The organism is Halovulum sp. GXIMD14794 (assembly GCF_054457455.1).
Genome location: NZ_JBTLNF010000004.1, coordinates 40,279 through 61,222, shown reverse-complemented (window position 1 = coordinate 61,222; position 20,944 = coordinate 40,279). Strand labels below are relative to the sequence as shown.

24 protein-coding genes are annotated in these 20,944 nt (G+C 68.6%); 22 read left to right on the top strand and 2 right to left on the bottom strand.

Translation table 11 applies throughout. From position 1 onward, the window contains the following. Positions 1 to 200 precede the first annotated feature (200 nt). The 6 genes from ACW9UR_RS06960 (at position 201) to ACW9UR_RS06935 (ending at position 4,304) form a co-directional block, all read left to right on the top strand. Positions 201 to 737, top strand: coding sequence for a crossover junction endodeoxyribonuclease RuvC (locus ACW9UR_RS06960; protein ID WP_458916231.1), 537 nt, complete (start codon positions 201 to 203; stop codon positions 735 to 737). Beyond that, positions 734 to 931 carry a hypothetical protein gene (locus ACW9UR_RS06955; protein ID WP_458916230.1) on the top strand — a complete coding sequence of 66 codons (198 nt, stop codon included), beginning with the start codon at positions 734 to 736 and terminating at the stop codon, positions 929 to 931. The genes ACW9UR_RS06960 and ACW9UR_RS06955 overlap by 4 nt, the downstream gene beginning before the upstream one ends. Next, positions 928 to 1,356 carry a DUF6362 family protein gene (locus ACW9UR_RS06950; protein ID WP_093359575.1) on the top strand — a complete coding sequence of 143 codons (429 nt, stop codon included), beginning with the start codon at positions 928 to 930 and terminating at the stop codon, positions 1,354 to 1,356. Before ACW9UR_RS06955 ends, ACW9UR_RS06950 begins: the two co-directional genes overlap by 4 nt. A gap of 421 nt (positions 1,357 to 1,777) precedes the next feature. After that, positions 1,778 to 3,100, top strand: coding sequence for a site-specific DNA-methyltransferase (locus ACW9UR_RS06945; RefSeq protein WP_458916229.1), 1,323 nt, complete (start codon positions 1,778 to 1,780; stop codon positions 3,098 to 3,100). Continuing rightward, entirely contained in the window at positions 3,100 to 4,083 is a 984-nt protein-coding gene (locus tag ACW9UR_RS06940) for a DNA cytosine methyltransferase (protein WP_458916228.1), read from the top strand. The genes ACW9UR_RS06945 and ACW9UR_RS06940 overlap by 1 nt, the downstream gene beginning before the upstream one ends. Then, entirely contained in the window at positions 4,080 to 4,304 is a 225-nt protein-coding gene (locus ACW9UR_RS06935) for a DUF7220 family protein (RefSeq protein WP_458916227.1), read from the top strand. The genes ACW9UR_RS06940 and ACW9UR_RS06935 overlap by 4 nt, the downstream gene beginning before the upstream one ends. Positions 4,305 to 4,358: 54 nt before the next feature. Here the strand turns inward: ACW9UR_RS06935 and ACW9UR_RS06930 are convergent, their stop codons facing one another. Next, positions 4,359 to 4,943, bottom strand: coding sequence for a DUF3489 domain-containing protein (locus tag ACW9UR_RS06930; protein WP_458916226.1), 585 nt, complete (start codon positions 4,941 to 4,943; stop codon positions 4,359 to 4,361). A 95-nt stretch (positions 4,944 to 5,038) separates the two neighbouring features. Then, positions 5,039 to 5,311 carry a hypothetical protein gene (locus ACW9UR_RS06925; protein ID WP_458916225.1) on the bottom strand — a complete coding sequence of 91 codons (273 nt, stop codon included), beginning with the start codon at positions 5,309 to 5,311 and terminating at the stop codon, positions 5,039 to 5,041. A 113-nt stretch (positions 5,312 to 5,424) separates the two neighbouring features. Between ACW9UR_RS06925 and ACW9UR_RS06920 the strand changes: the two genes are divergently transcribed. From ACW9UR_RS06920 to ACW9UR_RS06845, 16 genes are all read left to right on the top strand, one after another. Continuing rightward, entirely contained in the window at positions 5,425 to 6,018 is a 594-nt protein-coding gene (locus tag ACW9UR_RS06920; RefSeq protein WP_458916224.1) for a hypothetical protein, read from the top strand. Further along, positions 5,969 to 7,963: a phage terminase large subunit family protein gene (locus ACW9UR_RS06915; RefSeq protein WP_458916223.1), complete on the top strand. Its 1,995-nt coding sequence runs from the start codon at positions 5,969 to 5,971 to the stop codon at positions 7,961 to 7,963. The genes ACW9UR_RS06920 and ACW9UR_RS06915 overlap by 50 nt, the downstream gene beginning before the upstream one ends. 1 nt (position 7,964) lies before the next feature. Next, a complete protein-coding gene (locus ACW9UR_RS06910) occupies positions 7,965 to 8,171 on the top strand; it encodes a phage head-tail joining protein (protein ID WP_458916222.1) in 207 nt (68 codons plus the stop codon). Further along, positions 8,171 to 9,682, top strand: a complete 1,512-nt coding sequence (locus ACW9UR_RS06905; RefSeq protein ID WP_458916221.1) for a phage portal protein — start codon at positions 8,171 to 8,173, stop codon at positions 9,680 to 9,682. The genes ACW9UR_RS06910 and ACW9UR_RS06905 overlap by 1 nt, the downstream gene beginning before the upstream one ends. A gap of 13 nt (positions 9,683 to 9,695) precedes the next feature. Then, on the top strand, positions 9,696 to 11,762 hold the full coding sequence (locus ACW9UR_RS06900) for a prohead protease/major capsid protein fusion protein (RefSeq protein WP_458916220.1): 2,067 nt from the start codon (positions 9,696 to 9,698) through the stop codon (positions 11,760 to 11,762). Positions 11,763 to 11,846: 84 nt separating this feature from the next. Beyond that, positions 11,847 to 12,182, top strand: coding sequence for a DUF2190 family protein (locus ACW9UR_RS06895; protein ID WP_458916219.1), 336 nt, complete (start codon positions 11,847 to 11,849; stop codon positions 12,180 to 12,182). Then, complete coding sequence (locus tag ACW9UR_RS06890) at positions 12,182 to 12,493, top strand: head-tail joining protein (RefSeq protein ID WP_458916218.1); 312 nt, start codon at positions 12,182 to 12,184, stop codon at positions 12,491 to 12,493. Before ACW9UR_RS06895 ends, ACW9UR_RS06890 begins: the two co-directional genes overlap by 1 nt. Further along, on the top strand, positions 12,490 to 13,137 hold the full coding sequence (locus ACW9UR_RS06885) for a DUF6441 family protein (protein WP_458916217.1): 648 nt from the start codon (positions 12,490 to 12,492) through the stop codon (positions 13,135 to 13,137). Before ACW9UR_RS06890 ends, ACW9UR_RS06885 begins: the two co-directional genes overlap by 4 nt. Before the next feature lie 169 nt (positions 13,138 to 13,306). Then, positions 13,307 to 15,433 (top strand): nuclease-related domain-containing protein, encoded by a 2,127-nt coding sequence (locus tag ACW9UR_RS06880; RefSeq protein WP_458916215.1) that lies wholly within the window; start codon positions 13,307 to 13,309, stop codon positions 15,431 to 15,433. 47 nt (positions 15,434 to 15,480) lie between these two features. Next, positions 15,481 to 15,900, top strand: coding sequence for an acyl-CoA transferase (locus tag ACW9UR_RS06875; RefSeq protein ID WP_458916214.1), 420 nt, complete (start codon positions 15,481 to 15,483; stop codon positions 15,898 to 15,900). 24 nt (positions 15,901 to 15,924) lie between these two features. Beyond that, positions 15,925 to 16,866, top strand: coding sequence for a phage tail tube protein (locus ACW9UR_RS06870; RefSeq protein ID WP_458916213.1), 942 nt, complete (start codon positions 15,925 to 15,927; stop codon positions 16,864 to 16,866). Then, positions 16,866 to 17,303, top strand: a complete 438-nt coding sequence (locus ACW9UR_RS06865; RefSeq protein WP_458916212.1) for a hypothetical protein — start codon at positions 16,866 to 16,868, stop codon at positions 17,301 to 17,303. The genes ACW9UR_RS06870 and ACW9UR_RS06865 overlap by 1 nt, the downstream gene beginning before the upstream one ends. Beyond that, positions 17,300 to 17,542: a DUF7697 family protein gene (locus ACW9UR_RS06860; RefSeq protein ID WP_458916211.1), complete on the top strand. Its 243-nt coding sequence runs from the start codon at positions 17,300 to 17,302 to the stop codon at positions 17,540 to 17,542. Before ACW9UR_RS06865 ends, ACW9UR_RS06860 begins: the two co-directional genes overlap by 4 nt. Further along, positions 17,523 to 19,940: a phage tail tape measure C-terminal domain-containing protein gene (locus tag ACW9UR_RS06855; RefSeq protein WP_458916210.1), complete on the top strand. Its 2,418-nt coding sequence runs from the start codon at positions 17,523 to 17,525 to the stop codon at positions 19,938 to 19,940. Before ACW9UR_RS06860 ends, ACW9UR_RS06855 begins: the two co-directional genes overlap by 20 nt. After that, complete coding sequence (locus ACW9UR_RS06850; protein ID WP_458916209.1) at positions 19,940 to 20,566, top strand: phage distal tail protein, Rcc01695 family; 627 nt, start codon at positions 19,940 to 19,942, stop codon at positions 20,564 to 20,566. The genes ACW9UR_RS06855 and ACW9UR_RS06850 overlap by 1 nt, the downstream gene beginning before the upstream one ends. Continuing rightward, a complete protein-coding gene (locus tag ACW9UR_RS06845) occupies positions 20,563 to 20,913 on the top strand; it encodes a hypothetical protein (RefSeq protein WP_458916207.1) in 351 nt (116 codons plus the stop codon). Before ACW9UR_RS06850 ends, ACW9UR_RS06845 begins: the two co-directional genes overlap by 4 nt. Positions 20,914 to 20,944 lie beyond the last annotated feature (31 nt).

The following is a 20,944-nucleotide window of genomic DNA, read 5'->3' as shown; positions in this document are numbered from 1 at the left end:
GTTTTGGGGGTGAACCCACCCCCTACGGGGGTGGGAGAGAACGCCGCAGGCGGGTTCTCCCATCCCCACCCCCTGGGGTTTCGCGCGCGTGGCCCGTCCTCGCCCGAACCACCCGATCCGACGACGGCGACCCCGTACCGCCAAGCACCAGGCCGCCGTCGTCTTCCACCCGAGCAGCCAACCAGAAAAGGAGACCACCCATGGCTGACCTGACTCTCGCCACCAGCGCACATGAGGCAATCCCCGATCTGCCTGTCGCGCATCGTGCCGATCGCACCTTGCTCGCGCTCGATCTCGGCACCACCACGGGGTGGGCGCTGCATGGCGCCGACGGGCTGATCACCTCCGGCACGGTGTCTTTCCGTCCCGGTCGCTTCGACGGCGGTGGCATGCGCTACCTGCGCTTCACCAACTGGCTGGGTGAGCTGGATCGGCTCTCCGGTCCCATCGCCGCGATCTGGTTCGAGGAGGTCCGCCGCCATGCCGGCACGAACGCCGCGCATGTCTATGGCGGGCTGATGGCCACGCTCACCTCCTGGGCCGAGCTGCGCGGCGTGCCCTACGAGGGTGTGCCCGTCGGCACGATCAAGCGCTTCGCCACCGGCAAGGGCAACGCGAACAAGGATGCCATGATCGCGGCTGCCCGGGCCCGCGGGTTCAGCCCGGCCGACGACAACGAGGCCGATGCCATCGCCATCCTGTTCTGGGCGCTGGAGACGAAGGGAGGCATCCAATGAGGTGGTATCCCAAGGGCTACGGCGGCCATCGCCGAGACACCGAACAGGTCAAGCGCGAAGGCTGGAAGGAACAAGGCGTGTTCGCAGTTTCGCTTGACGACCAGAGACTTACTTGGCCTGAGCGGGAACTGGTACGGCAACTCGGCGAGCGCCTCTACGGCGCGCGCCCCTCGGAACAGGAGGTGCGGCGATGACGGACTGGACCCCGGCAATGGTCGAGGAGCGGCTCGCCGTTGCGGCCCTCGTCTTGAAGCGGATGCCCGAGCCGCGGCGGCAGGGATACTTCAGCACATGGCCCGAGATCGTCCACAGCTTCGGCGACAAGGTCGGCCAGGAGCCGAAACCGATGCGCGTGCTGCCCTCGCCGCAGGACATCAGCCGGATGGAGGAGACGCTGACCTGGACGGCCTGCCTCGAACCACTCGACGGCAAGATCGTCTGGATGAAGGCGCATGGCGAGCGCTGGAAGGAGATCTGCTGGGCGGTCGGTCTGCGGCGCTCCGCAGCGCATCAGCACTGGCAATACGGGCTTTCGGTAATTGCGCTGACGCTCAACAGGCGGTCGTTCAATCGCAGCCTATCAAAGCGCAAGGTGATCGCGCTGGCCGCTGGCGCGTAAGCCCATGGGCGCAATAGGAAAGTGTCCGGCGGACAGTTTTCGCTAAGACAAAAACGGCTCTCCCGGGTTAGAAAACGGATATACTCGGGAGAGGCGCGCGCGGGACGGACCGCGCATGTGGACTCCCGGGTCCAGCCCGGCATCCAGCCGGCGCCCATGCCGCCAACCCATTGAAACCAATGGTTCCTTCCTGGCGACTATGTATGCTGGCGGGCTTGGCGCGATATTTCGCCAGCGACAGGGCCGGATTTTTGGGAAGCCACCCGGAAGCCGGATCCAACTGACCTCGCACCAACCCCAATGAATGCTGGCCTTAGGGCCGGATGCCACCGACGCCGCTGGACCCCGTGTGGAGTCCAGCGCGGCATCCGGTGTCCGGAGTCCGGCCGGCATCCACCTCATCGACGGAAACCACCCGCCCATGACCCTGAGCTTCGCCCCCGAGCGGATCGAGACCTGGCCGCTTGCGCGCCTGCAGCCTTACGCGAAGAACGCGAAGGTGCACGGGGCCGACCAGGTCGCGAAGATCGCCGCCAGCATGGCCGAGTTCGGCTGGACCGTGCCGTGCCTCGTCGGTGAGGACGGCGAGCTGATCGCGGGTCACGGGCGGGTGCTGGCGGCGACACAACTCGGTCTGACCGAGGCGCCGGTGATCGTGCTCGGGCACCTGACCGAGGCGCAGCGGCGGGCCTATCGCATCGCCGACAACAAGCTCACGGAACTCGGCAGCTGGGACGAGGCGCTTCTCTCGGTCGAGCTGCAGGACCTGCTTGCGGACGACTACGACCTGTCGCTGGTCGGCTTCTCCGACGGCGAGCTGGACAAGCTGCTGGCTTTCGACCCGGACGGGGGCGGTGAAGAAGAGGGTGGCGCCGGGGGCTCCGTGCCTCCGGTGACCATCCCCGAGCCGCCGCGCAACCCGGCCTCGCGCACCGGCGATCTGTGGATCCTCGGCGACCACCGGCTACTTTGCGGCGACAGCACAAGCCACGACGATGTGCGCCGCCTGATGAATGGCGAGCGCGCGATCCTGTTTGCGACCGACCCGCCCTATCTCGTCGACTATGACGGCTCGAACCACCCGACCCGCAACAAGGACTGGTCCGCATCCTACGGCACGACCTGGGACGACAGTTCGCAGGGGGCGGACCTCTACGACGGGTTCATCGCCGCTGCGGTCGCCGAGGCGATCACCGACGATGCCGCCTGGTATTGCTGGCACGCGTCCCGCCGCCAGGCGATGCTGGAAGCCTGCTGGGAAAAGGCCGGCGCCTTCGTCCACCAGCAGATCATCTGGGTTAAGGACCGCGGTGTTCTCACCCGCTCCCACTACCTCTGGAAACACGAGCCCTGTTTCATGGGCTGGCGGCGTCCGAACCGCCCGCCAAAGGTGGCGGAGCAGACGCTGCCGTCGACCTGGGAGATGCCCAGCTTTGCCAAGGACGAGCGGCCCGACCACCCGACGCCCAAACCGCTCGACGCCTTCGGCATCCCGATGCGCCAGCACGTCGCGCGCGGCGGGCTCTGCTACGAGCCGTTCTCGGGATCGGGTTCGCAGATTATGGCCGGCGAGGCCAACGGCCGCCGTGTCTTCGCGATGGAGATCAGCCCTGCCTATGTCGATGTCGCCGTGGAGCGCTGGCAGACGGAAACCGGCCGCGATGCGGTCCTCGACAGTGACGGACGGACCTTCGCCGAGGTGAAGGCCGAGCGGCTGGGCGACAAGGCCGATGCCGCCGCCTGATGGCCGTCTACTACAATGATGCCGATCCCGCGGCCTGCGCATGGCTGCGGGAGCTGATCGCGGCCAGGCTGCTGCCGGATGGCGACGTGGACGAGCGCTCCATCCTCGAGGTGGAGCCCGCCGACCTGCGCGGTTTCGCACAATGTCATTTCTTCGCCGGGATCGGCGGCTGGCCTTTTGCGCTCCGCCTCGCGGGCCTTGGCGAGGACCTGTCCGTCTGGACCGGCTCTCCGCCCTGCCAGCCGTTCAGTGTTGCCGGCCAGCGCAAAGGACAGGACGATGACCGCCACCTCGCTCCGGCCTTTCTGCGGCTCGTCGCAGCCTGCCGCCCGGAGCTCGTCTTCGGCGAGCAGGTTGCAAGCGCGGGAGTGCTCGGACCGGTTGGCCGCACGGCTCGAACACCGGCTGAGGATCCGGCTGGCTGGGCGTGGTTCGACGCTCTGGCGGCTGACCTGGAAGCGGCATCTTACGCCGTCGCGGCGGCCGATCTGCCGGCTGCGGGCATCGGCGCGCCGCACATCCGCCAGCGCCTGTTCTTCGGCGCCGTCGCACTGGAGCCGGGCGGGCTGGGCGACAGCCTCGGCGCGGGATCACAAGGACGGATCGGAATGCCGGGCGGTGCCGATCAACGCACTCCTCGGCCGGCAGGTCTGGCTGGCGGGCTGGCCGACGTCAATGGCGGGCTCGCCCGCGACGGCTGCGTACAACGCGGCGGGCAACACGGATGCGAGTCGCAGGACGGTGAAGCTGGTCGACTGGTCGAAGGCGCCGACCCCGCCGGGACCAATGCGACGGACGGTGTCTGGCGAGCTCCGGACTGGCTCCTCTGCCGGGATGGGAAATGGCGGCCCGTTGAGCCCGGAACATTCCCGCTGGCTGATGGGATATCCGGCCGCATGGGGCTCCTGCGGGGCTACGGCAATGCGATCGTGCCGCCGCTCGCGGCGGAGTTCGTAGCGGCATTTCTGGAGAGCCTGAGATGAAGCAGAGCCGGACCATGTCGATGATCGAGGCCGCGGCAAACGTTGTCGTCGGCTACGTGTTGGCCATCGCCACGCAGATCGTGGTGTTCCCGTGGTTCGGGATAGAAACGGGCCTCGCGGAGCATCTGACCATCGGCCTCGCCTTCGTCGGCGTCTCGCTGGCGCGTGGCTACCTGCTGAGGCGGCTGTTCGAAGCGATCCGGATGCGGAGCGTGGAATGAATGACCGCCGCCCAGCGTTGAGCGGCGGCATGGAGTTCGGTGCCGCGGGAGGTGTCAGCCGCTTATGGCGTAGACGCGGCCGCGTCCGTCGATCTTCTCGGAGGTGATCGTAAGGCCCAGCTTCTTCTTCAGCGCGCCGGACATGGCGCCTCTCACGGTGTGCGCCTGCCATCCCGTTTTGGCGACGATCTCGTCGATGGTCGCGCCGCCCTCGGCGCGGAGCATCTCGATCAGTTTCGCCTGCTTCGTGCCCGTGCGCGGTGTGCGCGCCTTGGGCGCGGGGTCGGCCTCCGCAGGAGCGTCTTTCGGGGGCTCCGCGCTCGGCGCCTCGTCGACGCCCGTGGGCGCGCTGTCGCCGCTCTCCGGCTCTACGCCGATGGCAGCGAAGCCCGCGTCCGTGATGTGCAGGAGGATGGCGCGGCCGTCCTCGTCGTTGCGCCAGAAGCGGTTGAGCGCGGCGTCGGCCTTGGTCTGGCTGTCGGTCCCGGTCTCTGCGATCAGTCCGCGGGAGAGAAGCGCGCTGACGACCTTGGCGGCGGCGCCGCCGCGGAGCGAGCCGGGAAGCGGCAGGACGTTGCGGTCCTCGCGCTGCGCGGCGGCGCTGAGGATCACGAGCTGGGTGTCGGAAAGCTTGGTCATGGGGTCGTCTCCGTATTTTGGCCCGCGACATGCGGCGCCTTCTACGACCCCGAGCCGCGCAGGGCGCGCGGCGGGAGTTCCGGCTGGACCGGAAATCAGCGGGCGTGCTCGCCCTCGCCGAAGGCGCTGTCGGTTATGCGCTTCAGGAGGCTGGCGTAGTGTTCGAGGGTGCCGACATGGCCCCAGTTCACCTCGTCGGGGTGGGCGTTGAAGTGGTCGTCGCTGAGCGCCTGCAGTCGGGCGAGCATCTCGTCGATCTCGGCCTTCTTGCCGATGAAGGCCGCGAGCGCGGCTTCCTTGTTGCGCCGGGCCTTCTCGGCGCGGAGTTCGTGGCGCGGGGTGGTGATCGGGTTCAGGCGGGTGGTCATCGTGGTGGCTCCTTGGGTCGAGTTGCATCGTCCTTGTGATCGGACGTTCGCTCCACGCGCCCGGCTTATCAACTCGATAAGCAACTGACTTTGAATGATAATCGGGGCTGGCGATGCAGGGCATGAGCGAGCGCCAGTACGCCGCCCATGTCGGGCTGTCGCGCGGCGCGATCCAGAAGGCGAAGGCCGCCGGTCGGCTCGTCCTGCACGAGGATGGCAGTATCGACACCGCGGCCTCGGACCGGCTTCGGGCCGAGACGACCGACCTGTCGAAGACCAGGAAAGCGCCCGCTCCGAAGCTGAAGCCGGTGCCGGAGGCGGCCGTCTCGGCGGTCGGCGACACGCTGAAGGAACAGGGGCTCGCCGCACCCGCGACGGGTGGCGGGACGACTTTCCTGCAGGCGAAGACGGCGCACGAGGTGCTGAAGGCGCAGGAGCGGCGCATCCGGCTCGCCAAGCTGAAGGGCGAGCTCGTCGATCGCGACCGCGCCACGGCGCTGGTCTTCCGGCTCGCGCGAGAGGAACGCGACGCGTGGGTGAACTGGCCGGCGCGGGTGGCAGCGCTGATGGCGGCGGAGTTGACGGCCTCAAGCAGCGAAGCGGTAGGCCACGAGGTGACCATCGAGACGGCGGCCGTGCAGAAGGTTCTGGAGGCCCATGTCCGCGCCCATCTCGAGGAACTCGCCCAGCCCCGGATCGCCCTCTGACGAGGTCACTGCGTTCGACGGGGCGGACGCGCTGCTCCGGGCCTGGGGCCGCGGGCTCACACCCGATCCCTGGCTGACCGTCTCGGAATGGTCGGATACCCATCGCTGGCTGAGCTCGCGCGCGAGCGCGGAGCCCGGCCGCTACCGCACCGAGCGCACGCCCTACATGCGCGCGATCATGGACGCGCTCTCGCCGGGCGATCCGACGCAGCGGGTGGTGTTCATGAAGGCCGCGCAGGTGGGCGCGACGGAGGCCGGCAACAACTGGATCGGTTTCGTGATCCACCACGCGCCGGGGCCGATGCTTGCCGTCCAGCCGACGGTGGAACTGGCCAAGCGTAACTCGCGCCAGCGGATCGACCCGCTGATCGAGGAGAGCCCGGCGCTGAAGGAACGCGTCCGCCCGGCGCGGGCGCGCGACAGCGGCAACACGCAACTGTCGAAGGATTTCCCGGGCGGCGTGCTTGTGATGACCGGCGCCAACTCGGCGGTGGGCCTGCGCTCGATGCCGGCGCGCTACGTGTTCCTCGACGAGGTCGACGCCTATCCCGCCTCGGCTGACGAGGAAGGCGACCCGGTCGGGCTCGCCGAGGCGCGCTCGCTGACCTTCGCGCACCGGCGCAAGGTCTTCCTGGTCTCGACGCCGACGATCCGCGGCGTCAGCCGGATCGAGCGGGAATACGAGGCAAGCGACCAGCGGCGGTTCTTCTTGCCGTGCCCGCATTGCGGCGCGATGCAGTGGCTGCGGTTCGAGCGGCTGCGATGGGTGAAGGGCAAACCGGAGACGGCGGCGTATCACTGCGATGCCTGCGACGAGCGGATCGAAGATCACCACAAGCCGGCGATGCTGGCCGCGGGCGAATGGCGGGCGACCGCAGAGCCCGGCGATGCGCGGACGGTGGGGTTCCATCTCTCGGCGCTCTATTCGCCGCCGGGGTGGAAGAGCTGGGCCGACATCGCGCGGGACAAGGAGACGGCGGCGGGGTCCGACGAGGCCGAGCGGGTGTTCCGCAACACGGTGCTCGGCGAGACCTGGATCGAGACCGGCGATGCGCCGGACTGGCAGCGGATCGCCGAACGGCGCGAGGACTGGCCGGCGGGGACCGTTCCGGACAAGGGTCTGTTCCTGACCGCGGGCGCCGACGTGCAGAAGGACCGTATCGAGGTCGATGTCTGGGCCTGGGGTCGCGGGCTGGAAAGCTGGCTCGTCGATCACGTCGTGATCGAGGGAGGGCCGGCGCGCCCCGAGTGCTGGGACGCGCTGACCGATCTTCTCGGGCGCAGCTGGCGGCACGCCGGCGGCGCAGAGTTGAGCCTCGCGCGGCTCGCCATCGACACCGGCTACGAGACGGCGGCGGTTTATGGCTGGGCGCGCTCGGTCGGCTTCGCGCAGGTGGCGCCCGTGAAGGGGCTCGAAGGGTTCAACCGGTCGAGCCCCGTCTCGGGGCCGACCTTCGTGGACGCGACCGCGGGCGGGAAGCGCCTGCGTCGCGGCGCGCGGCTCTGGACCGTGGCCACCTCGACCTTCAAGGCCGAGACCTATCGCTTCCTGCGGCTGGCGCGGCCGACGGCTGAGGAGTTGGAGGACGGAGCGGCGTTCCCGCCCGGCACAATGCATCTGCCCGGCTGGGCCGACACCGAGTGGATCCGGCAGTTGACGGCCGAGCAGCTGGTGACGGTGCGCAACCGGCGCGGCTTCGCGAAGCTCGAATGGCAGAAGCTCCGCGAGCGCAACGAGGCGCTGGACTGCCGGGTCTATGCCCGCGCCGCCGCCTGGATCGCGGGCGCGGATCGCTGGCCCGAGGCGACATGGGCCGATCTCGAAGCGCAGCTCGGCGTGCCGAGCGGGACGGAGAGCCCGGCCGGCCTGATTGGGCGGCCTGACGCGGGCCCGCAAGGCAAGCGCCGCTCCGACTGGCTCGGACGGCGGGAAGGATGGTTCTGACATGGCGGACTGGACGGAAGCGGAGCTCGCAGCACTCCGGCGCGCCTATGCGAGCGGCACGACCCGCGTGAGCTACGATGGCAAGACCGTGGACTACGGCTCGGCCGAGGATCTGCTCGGGCGCATCCGGACCATCGAGCGCCAGATCGCCGGCGTCACGGCACGGCCCATCGCGGGCTTCGCCGGCTTCTCCCGAGGGGACCGCTGATGGTCTCGTGGTTCGAAAGGGCCATCGCCTCGGTCGCCCCGCGCACGGCCACGCGCCGAGTGCTGGCGCGGCAGGCTTTCGACGGACTCGCCCGCTCCTACGAGGGCGCGGCCCGCGGACGAAGGACGGATGGCTGGCACGCGCCGGGATCCTCGGCCGACGCCGAGATCGGCCGCGCCGGGGCGCTGTTGCGGGACCGGATGCGCGACCTGGTGCGCAACAACCCGCATGCCGCAAAAGCGGTCTCGGTGCTCGTGAACAACATCGTCGGCGCCGGGATCATGCCGCGTGCCGCCAGCGGCGACGCGACCCTCGACCGCGAAGTGGACCGGCTCTTCGAGATCTGGGCGCGGGGCTGCGATGCGGACGGCCAACTCGACTTCTACGGCCTGCAGACGCTCGCCTGTCGCGAGATGGTGGAAGCTGGCGAAGTGCTGGTGCGCCGTCGCCCGCGCCGCCCCGGCGACGGCGTCCTGCCGCCCGTGCAGCTGCAGCTGCTCGAGGCCGACTTCCTTGACGCGACCCGCAACGGGGCGCTCGGCGCGGGCCAGGCGGTACAGGGCATCGAGTTCGACGCGCTCGGCCGGCGCCGGGCCTATTGGCTCTTCGGCGCGCATCCGGGCGACGCGACGCTCAGCCTGACCGGCGGGCTGACCAGCCGCGCGGTCCCCGCGACCGAGATCGCCCATGTCTACGAGAAGCAGCGCACGCAGGCGCGCGGTGTTCCCTGGGGCGCGCCGGTGATCCGCGCGCTTCGCGATCTCGACGACTACGAGGTGGCCGAGATCGTTCGCAAGAAGACCGAGGCCTGCGTCACCGCCATTGTCTTCGGCGACGAGGAAGCCCAGCAGGGCATCGCGCCTGCGGTGGTCGATGCGGACGGCAACCGCGTCGAGCAATTCGAGCCGGGGCTGATCGCCTATGCCCGCGGCGGCAAGGACATCCGCTTCAACCAGCCCGCGGCCACGGGTGGCTATGGCGAGTACAAGCGGGCGAGCCTGCACACGATCTCGGCCGGCTTCCGCGTGCCATACGAGCTGCTGACGGGGGACCTGTCCCAGGTCAACTACTCCTCGATCCGCGCCGGCCTCGTGGAGTTCCGACGGATGATCGACGCGGTGCAGTGGCAGCTCTTCATCCCGATGTTCTGCGCGCCAGTCTGGCGCTGGTTCACGGAGGCCGCGTGGGCGGCGGGCCGCATCCCGACGCCGGACGTGCCGGTGGAGTGGTCGCCGCCGAAGTTCGAGGCGGTCGATCCGCAGAAGGACGCGATGGCCGACCTGCTGGCCATCCGCTCCGGCACGATGACGCTGGCCGAAGCCATCGCCCGGCAGGGCCGCAACCCCGACGCGGTTCTGGCCGAGATCGCGGCCACGAACGCGAAGCTCGACGAGTTGGGCCTCGTGCTCGACAGCGACCCGCGCCGGGTCACGAAGACCGGCAGCGCGCAAGCCAATGCGCTAGCCGACCCCGCGACCGATCCGGATGACCCGGACGCGGACGCGGCCTGACGAGGATCCAATCATGGAGCAGACGATCGAACTGCCGGCGTTCCGCCGGTCGGCGGAGCTTGCGCCGAACAGCATCGACCCGGAGACCCGCAGCGTCGAGGTGATCTGGTCGACCGGCGCCCGGGTGAGGCGCGCCGCGCTCTTCGGCGAGCCTCATGACGAGGAGCTCAGCATGGCGCCCGAGCATGTGCGGCTCGAGCGGCTGAATGCCGGCGCACCGTTCCTCAAGGTGCACGAGGTGCACGATCTCGATGCGGTGATCGGGTCGGTCGTGCCTGGCTCGGCGCGGATCGTGAACGGACAGGGCATCGCGCGCATCCGCCTCTCCGAGCGCGACGCCGTGGGCGACATCTGGCGCGACATCGAGGCCGGGCACATCCGCGCGGTCTCCATCGGCTACCAGGTTCACCGTTTCGAGATCTCGAAGCCCGACGGCCAGCGCGAGCTCTGGCGGGCGGTGGACTGGACCCCGTTCGAGATCTCCGCCGTGCCCGTGGGCGCCGACCCCGCCGCCGGCTTCCGTTCCAACAGCGAATATCACGACTGCGTCCTCCACCGCCGGGGCGCGCCCACCAGCGAAGGAGCATCCCCGATGACGGACAAGACCCAGACCCCGGCCGACACGGCCGAGCAGAAGAGCAACCCCACGGCAGCGCCCGAGGAGACCCAGATGACCGACGACAAGACCGGCGCTGCCGAACCGCAAACGCGCGCCGCCGACACGAAGCCCAAGGCGACGAAGTCCGTGCCCGACAATGCGCCGGAGGATCGCGCCCGCAGCGTCGACACGGATGCGCTGGTCAGCGAGGCACGCGCGCAGGAGCGCGAGCGCGTCTCCACCATCCATGGGCTGGCCGACAAGCTCCATCTCGAGCGCGGCTTCGCCGACGACCTGATCAAGCGCGGCGTCTCCATCGACGAAGCCCGCCGGCTGATCCTCGATCAGGTCGCCGCCAAGGCGGATGAGACCCGGACCTTCCCCCATGTCTCGATCCCGCTTGGCGGGCGCGACGCCACGGTCACGCGACGCGAGGCGATCTCGAACGCGCTCCTGCATCGCTACAGCCCGACGCTCTTCCCGCTGGAGGACGCCGCGCGCGAGTATCGCGGCATGACGCTGATGGAGCTCGCCCGTGAAAGCCTAGAGACGGCGGGCGCCAGCACCCGCGGCCTCTCGCGCGACGAGGTGGCGACACGCGCGCTGCACTCGACCTCGGACTTCCCCGAGATCCTCGCGGCTGTCACCAACAAGACGCTGCGCCAGGCCTACGAGGCCTATCCGCGGACCTTTCCGCTCTTCTGCCGGCAGGTGCTGGCGACCGACTTCAAGGCCATGCACCGCGTCCAGCTGGGCGAGGCGCCGCAGCTCCTGAAGGTCGGCGAAAGCGGCGAGTTCAAGCGCGGCACGCTGGGCGAGAGCAAGGAAAGCTACCGCATCGAGACCTACGGCCGCGTCGTCGCGATCACCCGGCAGGTGCTGATCAACGACGACCTCGACGCCTTCACCCGCATCCCGGCGATGTACGGCAACTCCATCGCGCAACTCGAGTCGGACGTGGTCTGGGACATCGTGACGTCGAACCCGGCGATGGCGGACGGCACCGCGCTGTTCCATTCGAATCACAAGAACCTCGCCGGCAGCGGCGCGGCGCTCGGGGTCGACAGCGTGGGCCTTGCGCGGGCGGCGATGCGCAAGCAGACCGGGCTCGACAAGAAGACGGTGCTGAACATCCGGCCCGCCTTCCTGATCGTGCCGGCGGCACTGGAGCTGAAGGCCGAGCAGCTGGTCGCCCAGAACCTCGTGCCCGCCCAGAGCGGCAACGTCGTGCCGCAGTCGATCCGCACGCTTTCGCCCATCGCCGAGCCGCGGCTCGATGCGGCCAGCGAGACCGCCTGGTATCTCGCGGCGAGCCCGAACCAGATCGACACCATCGAATACGCCTATCTCGAGGGCCAGCAGGGCGCCTACATCGAGACGCGCAACGGCTTCGACGTGGACGGCGTCGAGATCAAGTGCCGCCTCGACTTTGGCGCCAAGGCCATCGACTGGCGCGGGCTCTACAAGAACCCCGGCGCGTAAGCCGGGCCACCCCCTGAACCCTGATCCCTGACGCACGGGTGGTCCCGATGGGCCGCCCGTCGTCGTATCCAAGAGGACCCCGCAATGAAGAACTACGTCCAGCCCGGCACCACGCTCACCCTGACCGCGCCCTATGCGGTGACCTCCGGCGACGGCCTGCTCGTCGGGGCCATTTTCGGCGTCGCGGCCGGCGATGCGGCCAGCGGCGCCACCGTCGAGGCCGCGCTCACCGGCGTCTTCGACCTCACCAAGATCGGCTCCCAGGCCTGGACCGTCGGCGCCAAGATCTACTGGGACGACACCAACAAGCGCTGCACCACGGTCGCCACCGACAACACCCTGATCGGCGTGGCCGTCGAGGCCGTGGCGGGCGGGGCCGGCGACACCATCGGCCGAGTGCGCCTCAACGGCAGCTTCTGATGAGCGCCTTCGCTGCTGCTCTCGACGCGCTCTTCGCGGACGCGCATCTCGCGCGAGACGTCGTCTACACCGCCGAGGGCGGCGCGCCGGCGCTTGTCCGTGCGATCCTGCGCCGGCCCGACGACGTCACCGGCTTCGGCGAGGCGCGCATCTGGTCGGAAACCACCCGGCTGGATCTGCGCCTCGCCGAGGTGGCGACCCCGCGCCCCGGCGACCGCATCGAGATCGACGGCGAGGCCTTCCTCATCCAGGGCGAGCCCGTCCGCGACCGCGAGCGGCTCGTCTGGACCGTGGATCTGAGGCCCGCGTGAAGCTGAAACTCGACATCACGCCCGACCTCGTCGCCGCCATGGCGGCGGAGGTGAAGGCGGGTGAGAAGGCCGTGACCGCCGCCATGCGCGAGGCCGGAACCGGGCTCAAGACCGCCTGGCGCGGCCAGATCACCGGCGCAGGACTCGGGCGACGGCTGGCGACCTCGATCCGGAGCCAGACCTACCCCAAGGCCGGCGAGAGCCTGAACGCCGCGGCGCTCGTCTGGTCCAAGGCCCCGGTCATCGTCGGCGCGCATGACACCGGCCCGCTGATCCGCTCGAAGGACGGGTTCTGGCTCGCGATCCCGACCGAGGCCGCCGGACGGGGCCTCCGAGGCGCCAAGCTCACCCCCGGCGAATGGGAGCGCCGCCGCGGTCTGCGGCTGCGGTTTGTCTACCGGCGCCGCGGCCCGAGCCTGCTCGTCGCCGACCGCGCCCGGATCAACACCCGCGGTCAGGCGGTGGCGTCGCGCTCGAAGACCGGTCGTAACCAGGTCACCGCGCCGATCTTCCTGCTGGTGCCCCAGGTCAAGCTGCCGAAGCGGCTGGATCTCGAGCGGGACGCCGAACGCGCGCTGGACAGCGTGCCGTGGCTGATCGTGGCAAATTGGGTGGAAGTAGGCAGAATTCGCTCGAAGGGGTAAGACGTTATCAGTGGTCGCAAGGCGCACCCCGTACGATCGTGCTGGCAACCGCAGACGTCGCGCGGCGTGAATCAGCGCCCTAACATGGAACGCCAACGTCCGATTGCGGCATCAATGTTAAAGGCGGAGCGGCGTGGTATTGCGCGACGTTGCAGGCTAGATCTCGTGCATGACCGAAGAAGCTGATCGCCTCCGCGAGGCAACCGTCTCCCATTGCCTAGAGAGGCTCGACTGGAATTGCCTTGAGGCCCACCTTGCGGCACTCAAGCTCAACGAAGACTCGGCTAAGAAGCTCGTTGATCTCGTTCTGCGCGCTCGCACGCTGGTCTTCCGATATCCCGGCAACAGCAGGAAGCGGTCCGCGATCCTCAATGGCGTGGTGGCGAAGGTTCGTTCCGATCTTGGCGACGAGGCCGCGAACGCCGTCGCGGAGCGCTTCGAGCTCTTCGCGCTGATTGATGAGGGCTATGCCGGCTTGCGGGCGATGATCGATGGCCTTCCGCTTGCAAGCTTGACGCAGGCCGAACAGGTGTCAGCCTATCTCGGCCACGTCGCCCGCAACTGGGATTATACTCGCAGTCAAGTCGTCGCAGCGGGCGCACGAGGGGAGTTGGTAATCTCGGGCGTCATGCTCGAAACGCCTGACGGACACCGATACGCGGCGGATGCGGCGACGTCGCTTCTCGTCATTGTACTTGGAATGAACGTGGCACTTGCCGCCCACAGGAGCAGATGGTTTGACGCCGACGATCTCGTCCGGCTGCCACAGTTGCCAGCTGTTACTGACGAACAAATGGCGCAGGCCGGTGCAGCGGACGGCACGGCGCTCGGTTGGCAGCAGTGGCAGTTCATCGAGGAGCGGTGTCGCTACATGGGTGGCGCGCTCGAAAAACGCGAGACGACCGAGGAGGATGGTCTCCCTACAGGCACGCATCTCATCACCCATACCCCCGAGGGCGTCGAATGGGAGGTGCTCGATTCCATCGCCAACGAACGCCTAGGCGAGCGCCTGCGCCAGACCTTCCTAGACATGGCCGCAAAGACCAACCTGCTTTCGAAGGCGCAGGGTATCGATCCCGGCGCAGCCATTCCGCCGCACGGATACGTGTCGTCAGAGGAGATCCACAGTCTCATCATGCTCAGCGAATATCTGGGCACCAACGCCGCCACCCACCCGGCGGACCTGGGCGGCCTCAGGTTGTGCGAGTGGATGCGAGGTTTCGCAGTGTTGCAGCAGTTGGCCAATGAGAACATTGAGGCCGCGTCAGAACCGCTGGATCGTGCGTTTCCGCGCATGATGATCGCTGAGTTGGAAGAGGTCCTCCAGCGCAATGGACTTGTTGGAACGAAGGCGCGCACTTTCATCGACCACGCCAGCTTCGCCAAGTCCAGCCGGGACATCTATGACGCGCCAATCCTGCGGGGTGCGGGCGACTGGTGCATCCTGGCGGTGCCAGCGCTTTCCGAAGCCTTACTGATCAGGCTTGTCCTCTCAACTCTCGCAAACAAGGGGCTCGACGTTGAGGGCAAGGGGGAGGCTTTCGAGGCGCAATTCCGCGCTGCACTCGAAGCAGAGGGGCTGTCCGTTTATCACTTCGAGGTGCGTCGCGAGGGCCAGACCTACGAGTATGACGCCATTGTGCCGTGGGGAGCCTACCTATTTGTGTTCGAGTGTAAGAACCGGTCGTTGTCTGGCAATAACCCAATCGCCTCCTACAACTTTCTGCGGTCCGCTGCGAGCCATGTCGAACAGGTTCAACGGCTGGCGGACGCCTTGTCGAAACATCCCGACATCCTCACGAATAGAGTGAAGGAGGACTGCTCGACGCTGCAGATCGTCCCTATCGTGGTGAGTTCGATGCCGTTCAGTATGCAGGGCGCATATGAAGGCGTATACTTCAACGATGTCGCCGCAATAAACCGTTTCTTTAGCGAGAGATATTCCCACATCAGCCAAATGCACCAGGTTGGTACCCAGAAGTTCGTGCATCGAGTCGCACTTCACGACCTTTGGTCCGGCGATAAGCCGGATGCGGATGCTTTTATGCGTCATCTCGAGGATCCGCTCCAGTTGCGCGTGATGCTCGCGCACATGAGCATCGAACCACTCGGCATTCAGATCGGACCTGACCTCTATGCCTTTACGCAGGTTCCGCGGCGCCAAGAGATGACGATGGAATCCATCGCCGCGGTTGCTGGAACAACGGCGGAGGCGATCGAGGCGGAGATGGAACAGTTCAACGAGGCTCTCGCGTCAGCTCGCGCCGAATTTGAAGCCGAGCCGAGGAAAAGCTAGAACGGGTCGAAACTTGAGCGCACTGCTGCTCAGCAAGCGAAGTCATCATGCCTACCCCACGCGAAACCATCCTCTCCGCGCTGCACGCGCGGCTTTCGGCGCTGCCTGCCACCGCGCTCCGCGGCGAGGTGCTGCCCGAGCGTGTGCCGGCCGCGGGACTGCTGATCCTCCGCGATGGCGAGCCGGGCGAGCCGGAGGTGACGCTGTCGCCGCTCGCCTACCACTACCAGCACCGCGTCGAGATCGAGGCGGTCGTGCAAGGCGCAGACAGTGACGCCGCCTTCGACACGCTGACCGCCAGCATCGGCTCGGCGCTCGCCGCCGACCGGACGCTGGGTGGGCTCTGCGACTGGATCGAGGCCGAAGCCCCGCGTCCGGTGGATCTGCCGGTCGAGGGCGCGGCCAACCTGAAGGCGGCCGTGATCCCGGTCGTTCTGCACTACACCACGGCCGACCCGCTCGGCTGACCCCGACAACCCGAGGAGAACACCATGGCACGAGCCCAGGGGGCGCGGGCGCTGATGGCGCTTGCGTTCGAGACGACCTATGGAACGCCCTCCGTGGGCGGCTTCACCCGCATGCCTTTCGCCAGCACTTCGCTTGGGGCCGAGCAGCCGCTGCTGAACTCGGAGCTGCTGGGCTACGGACGCGACCCGCTGGCGCCGATCAAGGACGCGGTGACGGCCGACGGCGATGTCGTCGTGCCGCTTGACGCGGAGGCTTTCGGCTTCTGGCTGAAGGCGGCCTTTGGCTCACCCACGACTACGGGCGTGGAGGCGCCGTACAGCCACGAATTCCAGTCGGGCGCGTGGACACTGCCCAGCATGTCCATTGAGACCGGCATGCCTGAGGTCCCGCGATACGCGATGTACTCGGGCTGCGTGCTCGACCAGATCACCTGGCAGATGCAGCGGTCTGGCCTGCTGACTGCAACGGCACGGCTGGTCGCGCAGGGCGAGACGGTGGGCACGAGTTCCAGCGCAGGGACACCCGCCGCGCTGGAGCTTAAGAGGTTCGGCCATTTCAACGGATCGATCACCCGGAATGGATCGGCCCTCGGCAACGTGATTTCGGCCGACATCACCTACGCCAATAACCTCGACCGGATCGAAACCATACGGAACGATGGCCGCATCGACGGCGCGGACCCGTCCATCGCCGCGCTCACCGGGTCCATCGAGGTCCGCTTCGCCGACAGCACACTGGTGACGCAGGCGATCAACGGCGATCCGTGCGAGCTCCAGTTCGGCTACGCGCTGCCCTCCGGCGAAAGCTTCACCTTCACCGTGCACGCCGTCTACCTGCCGCGCCCGCGCATCGAGATTTCCGGGCCGCAGGGCGTGCAGGCCACCTTCGACTGGCAGGCCGCCCGCGACAGCGTGGTCGGCCGGATGTGCACCGTCACCCTCGTGAACGATGTGGAGACCTACTGATGCTGACGCTCGACCTGACCAACGCGCCACACTGGCATGACCTCGCCCCCGGCGTGCGGGTGCAGCTGCGCCCGCTGACCACCGCCCTGATGGTGGCGACACGAAGCGACCCGGTCGTCGAGGCAGTTCCGGAGGAGGCCTCGGACGAGGAACGCGCCGTAACGTTCGCCAAGGCGTTGGCGCGACGGGCCGTACTTGCCTGGGAGGGCATCGGCGACGCAGACGGCAATCCCATCGATCCGAACCCTGAGGCCATCGACGCGCTGCTCGACGTCTGGCCGATCTTCGAAGCGTTCCAGCTGAGCTACGTCTCGAAGGGTCTGCTGCTGGAACAGGAAAAAAACGCCTCCGCGCTCTCGCCGAATGGTCCTTCGGCGGGGGCGAGCGCTACTGCGAAGCCTGCGCGCAAGCCTGCCCGGACTGCCCGGCGCGGTTGAACCGTCCGGAAACGCCGGAGGGCTGGCAGGTCTGGGACCTCGTCGGCCGCCTCGGCGGCCAGCTGCGCGTCCTGCCCGGCGCCGTGATCGGCTGGGACATGTCGGCCGCGCTGGTGCTCGGCGACGCGCTCGGCGTGCCGCCCCTCGCCATGGCCGAACTGCTGCCCGTCATCGAAGCGGTAATGGTCGCAAAACTCAACGAACAGATGGATCACTCCCATGGCGGAAAAACGGGTTAGCGTTCGCCTCGCGGCCGTGGGCGGGAGGCAGGTTCGCGCCGAGCTGGAAGGCGTGGGCGAAGCCGGGTCGCGCGGCTTCGGGCGGCTCAGCCGCGAGATGGAAGCGGCCAACGCTCGGCTCGCGGCTTTCTCGCGCCGGGTGCGGGTGGCCGCCGCTGCCGCCGTGGCAGCTGCCGCCGCCGCTGGCGTAGCGATGATCCGGTCCGGCCTGCAAAGCGTCGATGCACAAGCCAAGCTCGCGCAGTCCCTCAGCACCACCGTCGCCTCGATCCAGACGCTCGAGCGCGCGGGCGAGCTGGCGGGCGTGTCGATGTCCGGCATCGAGCAGGCCACCAAGGATTTGACGCGCCGTCTCAGCCAGGCGGCCGCGGGGACCGGGCCCGCTGCCGACGCGCTGGATCGGCTGGGCCTTTCAGCCAACGACCTGATCGCCCTACCGCTGGACCAGCGTGTGGGCGCGATCAACGCGGCGATCGAGAACTTCGTGCCCGCCGCCGAGCGCGCCGCCGTGGCAGGCCAGCTCTTCGGCGAGGAAGGCTCGATTGCCATGTCGCGCATCGACACCGCGACGCTGCGCCAGGCGACGGAGGATGTCCTCGCTTTCGGGGTCGTCGTCTCCGAACAGGACGCCGACCAGATCGAGCGGACGAACGACGCGATCTCCCGGCTCGGGCTGATCTGGCGCGGGCTATCGAACCAGCTGGCGGTCGCTGCAGCCCCCGCGCTGGAAGCGGTCGCCAACGCCATGGCGGCGGTCGCCAGCCGCACCGGACCGCTGGGCATCGCCATTCGCGGCCTCTTCGACAACATCGGCCGCCTGACCACCTATGCCGCCACCTTCGCCGCCTTCCTCGCGGGACGCTGGGTGGCGGGGATGGCCGCCGCGGCCCTTTCGGTCCGGGGCCTCGCCACCGCGCTCGTCCTTCTGCGCGGCGCACTTATCCGCACCGGCATCGGCGCGCTGATCGTCGGTGCGGGTGAGCTCGTCTACCAGTTCACGCGCCTCGTCTCCGGTGCGGGCGGCTTCGGTGAGGCGATGTCGCTCCTGAATGACCTCGCAGTCGAGGTCTGGGAGCGGATCAGCATGGGCGCCGCTGCGGCGGGCGCGGCCGCCACGGCGATGTTCTTCGACCTGAAGGCGGACGCCGCGTCGGGCATGCAGAGCTCCATCGAGAGCGTCGTGGCTTTCGGCAACACGGCGGCGAACACCTTCGAGGGCGCCTACGAGGCGATCAAGGCGATCTGGGGTCTGCTGCCCGCCGCCATCGGCGATCTGGCGTTCCAGGCCGCCAACAGCTTGGTCGACGGCGTCGAGGCGATGCTGAACGGCGTGGTCTCGCGCATAAACGGCTTCATCGGCGGTATCAACCAGGGGCTGGAAGCACTCGGGTCGGAGCGGCGCGTCTCGCTGGTGCCCGACCTCGACCTCGGCGAGATCGAGAACCGTTTCGAGGGCGCAGCCAGTGCCGCCACGACAGCTGCGCAGGTGGCGTTCGACCGGGCTTTCGAGAACAACCCGCTCACCGCGCCCGATCTCGGCATGGCCGAGGCGGCGAACCGGGCGCTCGAGTCCGCGAACCTCCATCGCGGGGCCGCGCGCGATCTGGCCGAGGGGGCCCGCGCGCCCCTCGAAAGCTGGCAGGCGCTGCGCGACGCCGTGCGCGGCACCGACGAGGCCAGTGCGGATGCGCTGACCGAGGCCACCGGCACGGCCGAACGACTGGAGACGGCGCTCGGTGAAGCCGGGCGCGCTGCGACAGGTGCCGGTGCGGCGGCCGGAGCTGCTGCCGCTGCGGCCGAGCCCGCGACCGAGGCTGCTGTCACCGGCTGGCAGGCGGTCACAGCGGCGCTGTCAGACTACGCCAGCAAGGCGCGCGAAATCGGCGGCGATATCGGTCAGAGCCTCGTCGGCGCCTTCCAGTCGGCCGAGAACGCCGTGGGCAATTTCGTGAAGACCGGCAAGCTGAATTTTCGCGATCTGGTGACCTCGCTCATCGCCGATCTGGCGAAACTGGCGGCGCGGCGCTTCATCCTCGGCCCCATCGCCAACGCGCTCTCGGGCGCGCTCGGAGGCGCGGGCGGGATCTTCGCCAATATCCTGCACGCGGGCGGCATGGTCGGATCGTCCGGCCCCTCGCGCATGGTCCCGGCCATGGCCTTCGCCGCCGCTCCCCGGATGCATTCTGGTGGCGCTGTCGGCCTTCGGCACGACGAGGTGCCCGCGATCCTGCAGCGGGGCGAGCGCGTGCTCTCGCGCCGGGAGGCGCAGAGCTACGGCACGGGTGGCAGCGTCAACGTCACCATCTTGGCCCGCGACGCCGAGAGTTTCCGGCAATCGCGCACGCAGGTCGCGGCGGACATCGCCCGGGCGGTCTCGCTGGGACGGAGGGGCATGTGATGGCGTTCCATGAGGTCCGGTTCCCGAACAACATCAGCCGTGGGGCGCGCGGCGGGCCGGAGCGGCGCACCCAGATCGTCGAGCTCGCCTCGGGCGACGAGGAGCGCAACGCCAGCTGGGCCAATTCGCGCCGCCGTTACGACGTCGCCTATGGCATCCGACGCGTCGACGATCTGGCTGCGGTGGTCGCCTTCTTCGAGGCCCGCAACGGCAGGCTCCACGGGTTCCGCTTCAAGGACTGGGGCGACCACAAGTCCTGTCTGCCTTCGGGCACGCCATCGCCGACCGACCAGGCGATCGGCACCGGCGACGGCGCGACGACCACCTTCCAGCTGGTGAAGCGCTACGCCTCGGGCAGCCAATCGTGGGTGCGGAACATTGCCAAGCCGGTCGCGGGCTCGGTCGCCGTCGCCCTGAATGGCACCCCGCAGGCCTCCGGCTGGTCCGTTGATACCACGACTGGCGTCATCACCTTCACCACCGCGCCGGGTTCCGGCGTCACCGTTACTGCGGGCTTCGAGTTCGATGTCCCGCTTCGCTTCGACACGGACGCGCTCGACGTGACGCTCGACCTCGAGCGGCTCGGTTCGATCACCTCCATTCCGCTCCTGGAGATCCGGCGATGAACGACACCGGCAGCTTTGTGGCCGCCGTGCTGCGCGAACTCGCGGCCTCGACCGCCGTGATCCTCGCCGCCTGGGGCGCGCTCGGCGGCGCGACGAACGCGCTGACCACGAAGATGCGGCTGCGCGACGCGCTGCGACACATCCTGCTCGGCGGTCTGATCGCCGCAGGCATGGGCAGCCTGTCGATGGCCGTGATCACTGCCTGGCTCAGCCTGCCGCCCGAGACGATCCCCGCGGGCGGCGCTGCCGGGTCGGCCGCCTATCTCGTCGGCGTCTTCGGGCCGGCCTTCATCGAGATGCTGCTCGCCCGCCTCCGCCGTGCCAAGCGGGGCGACGGCGATGAATGAGATCCTTCGCCTCGCACGCTCGCTCCGCTGC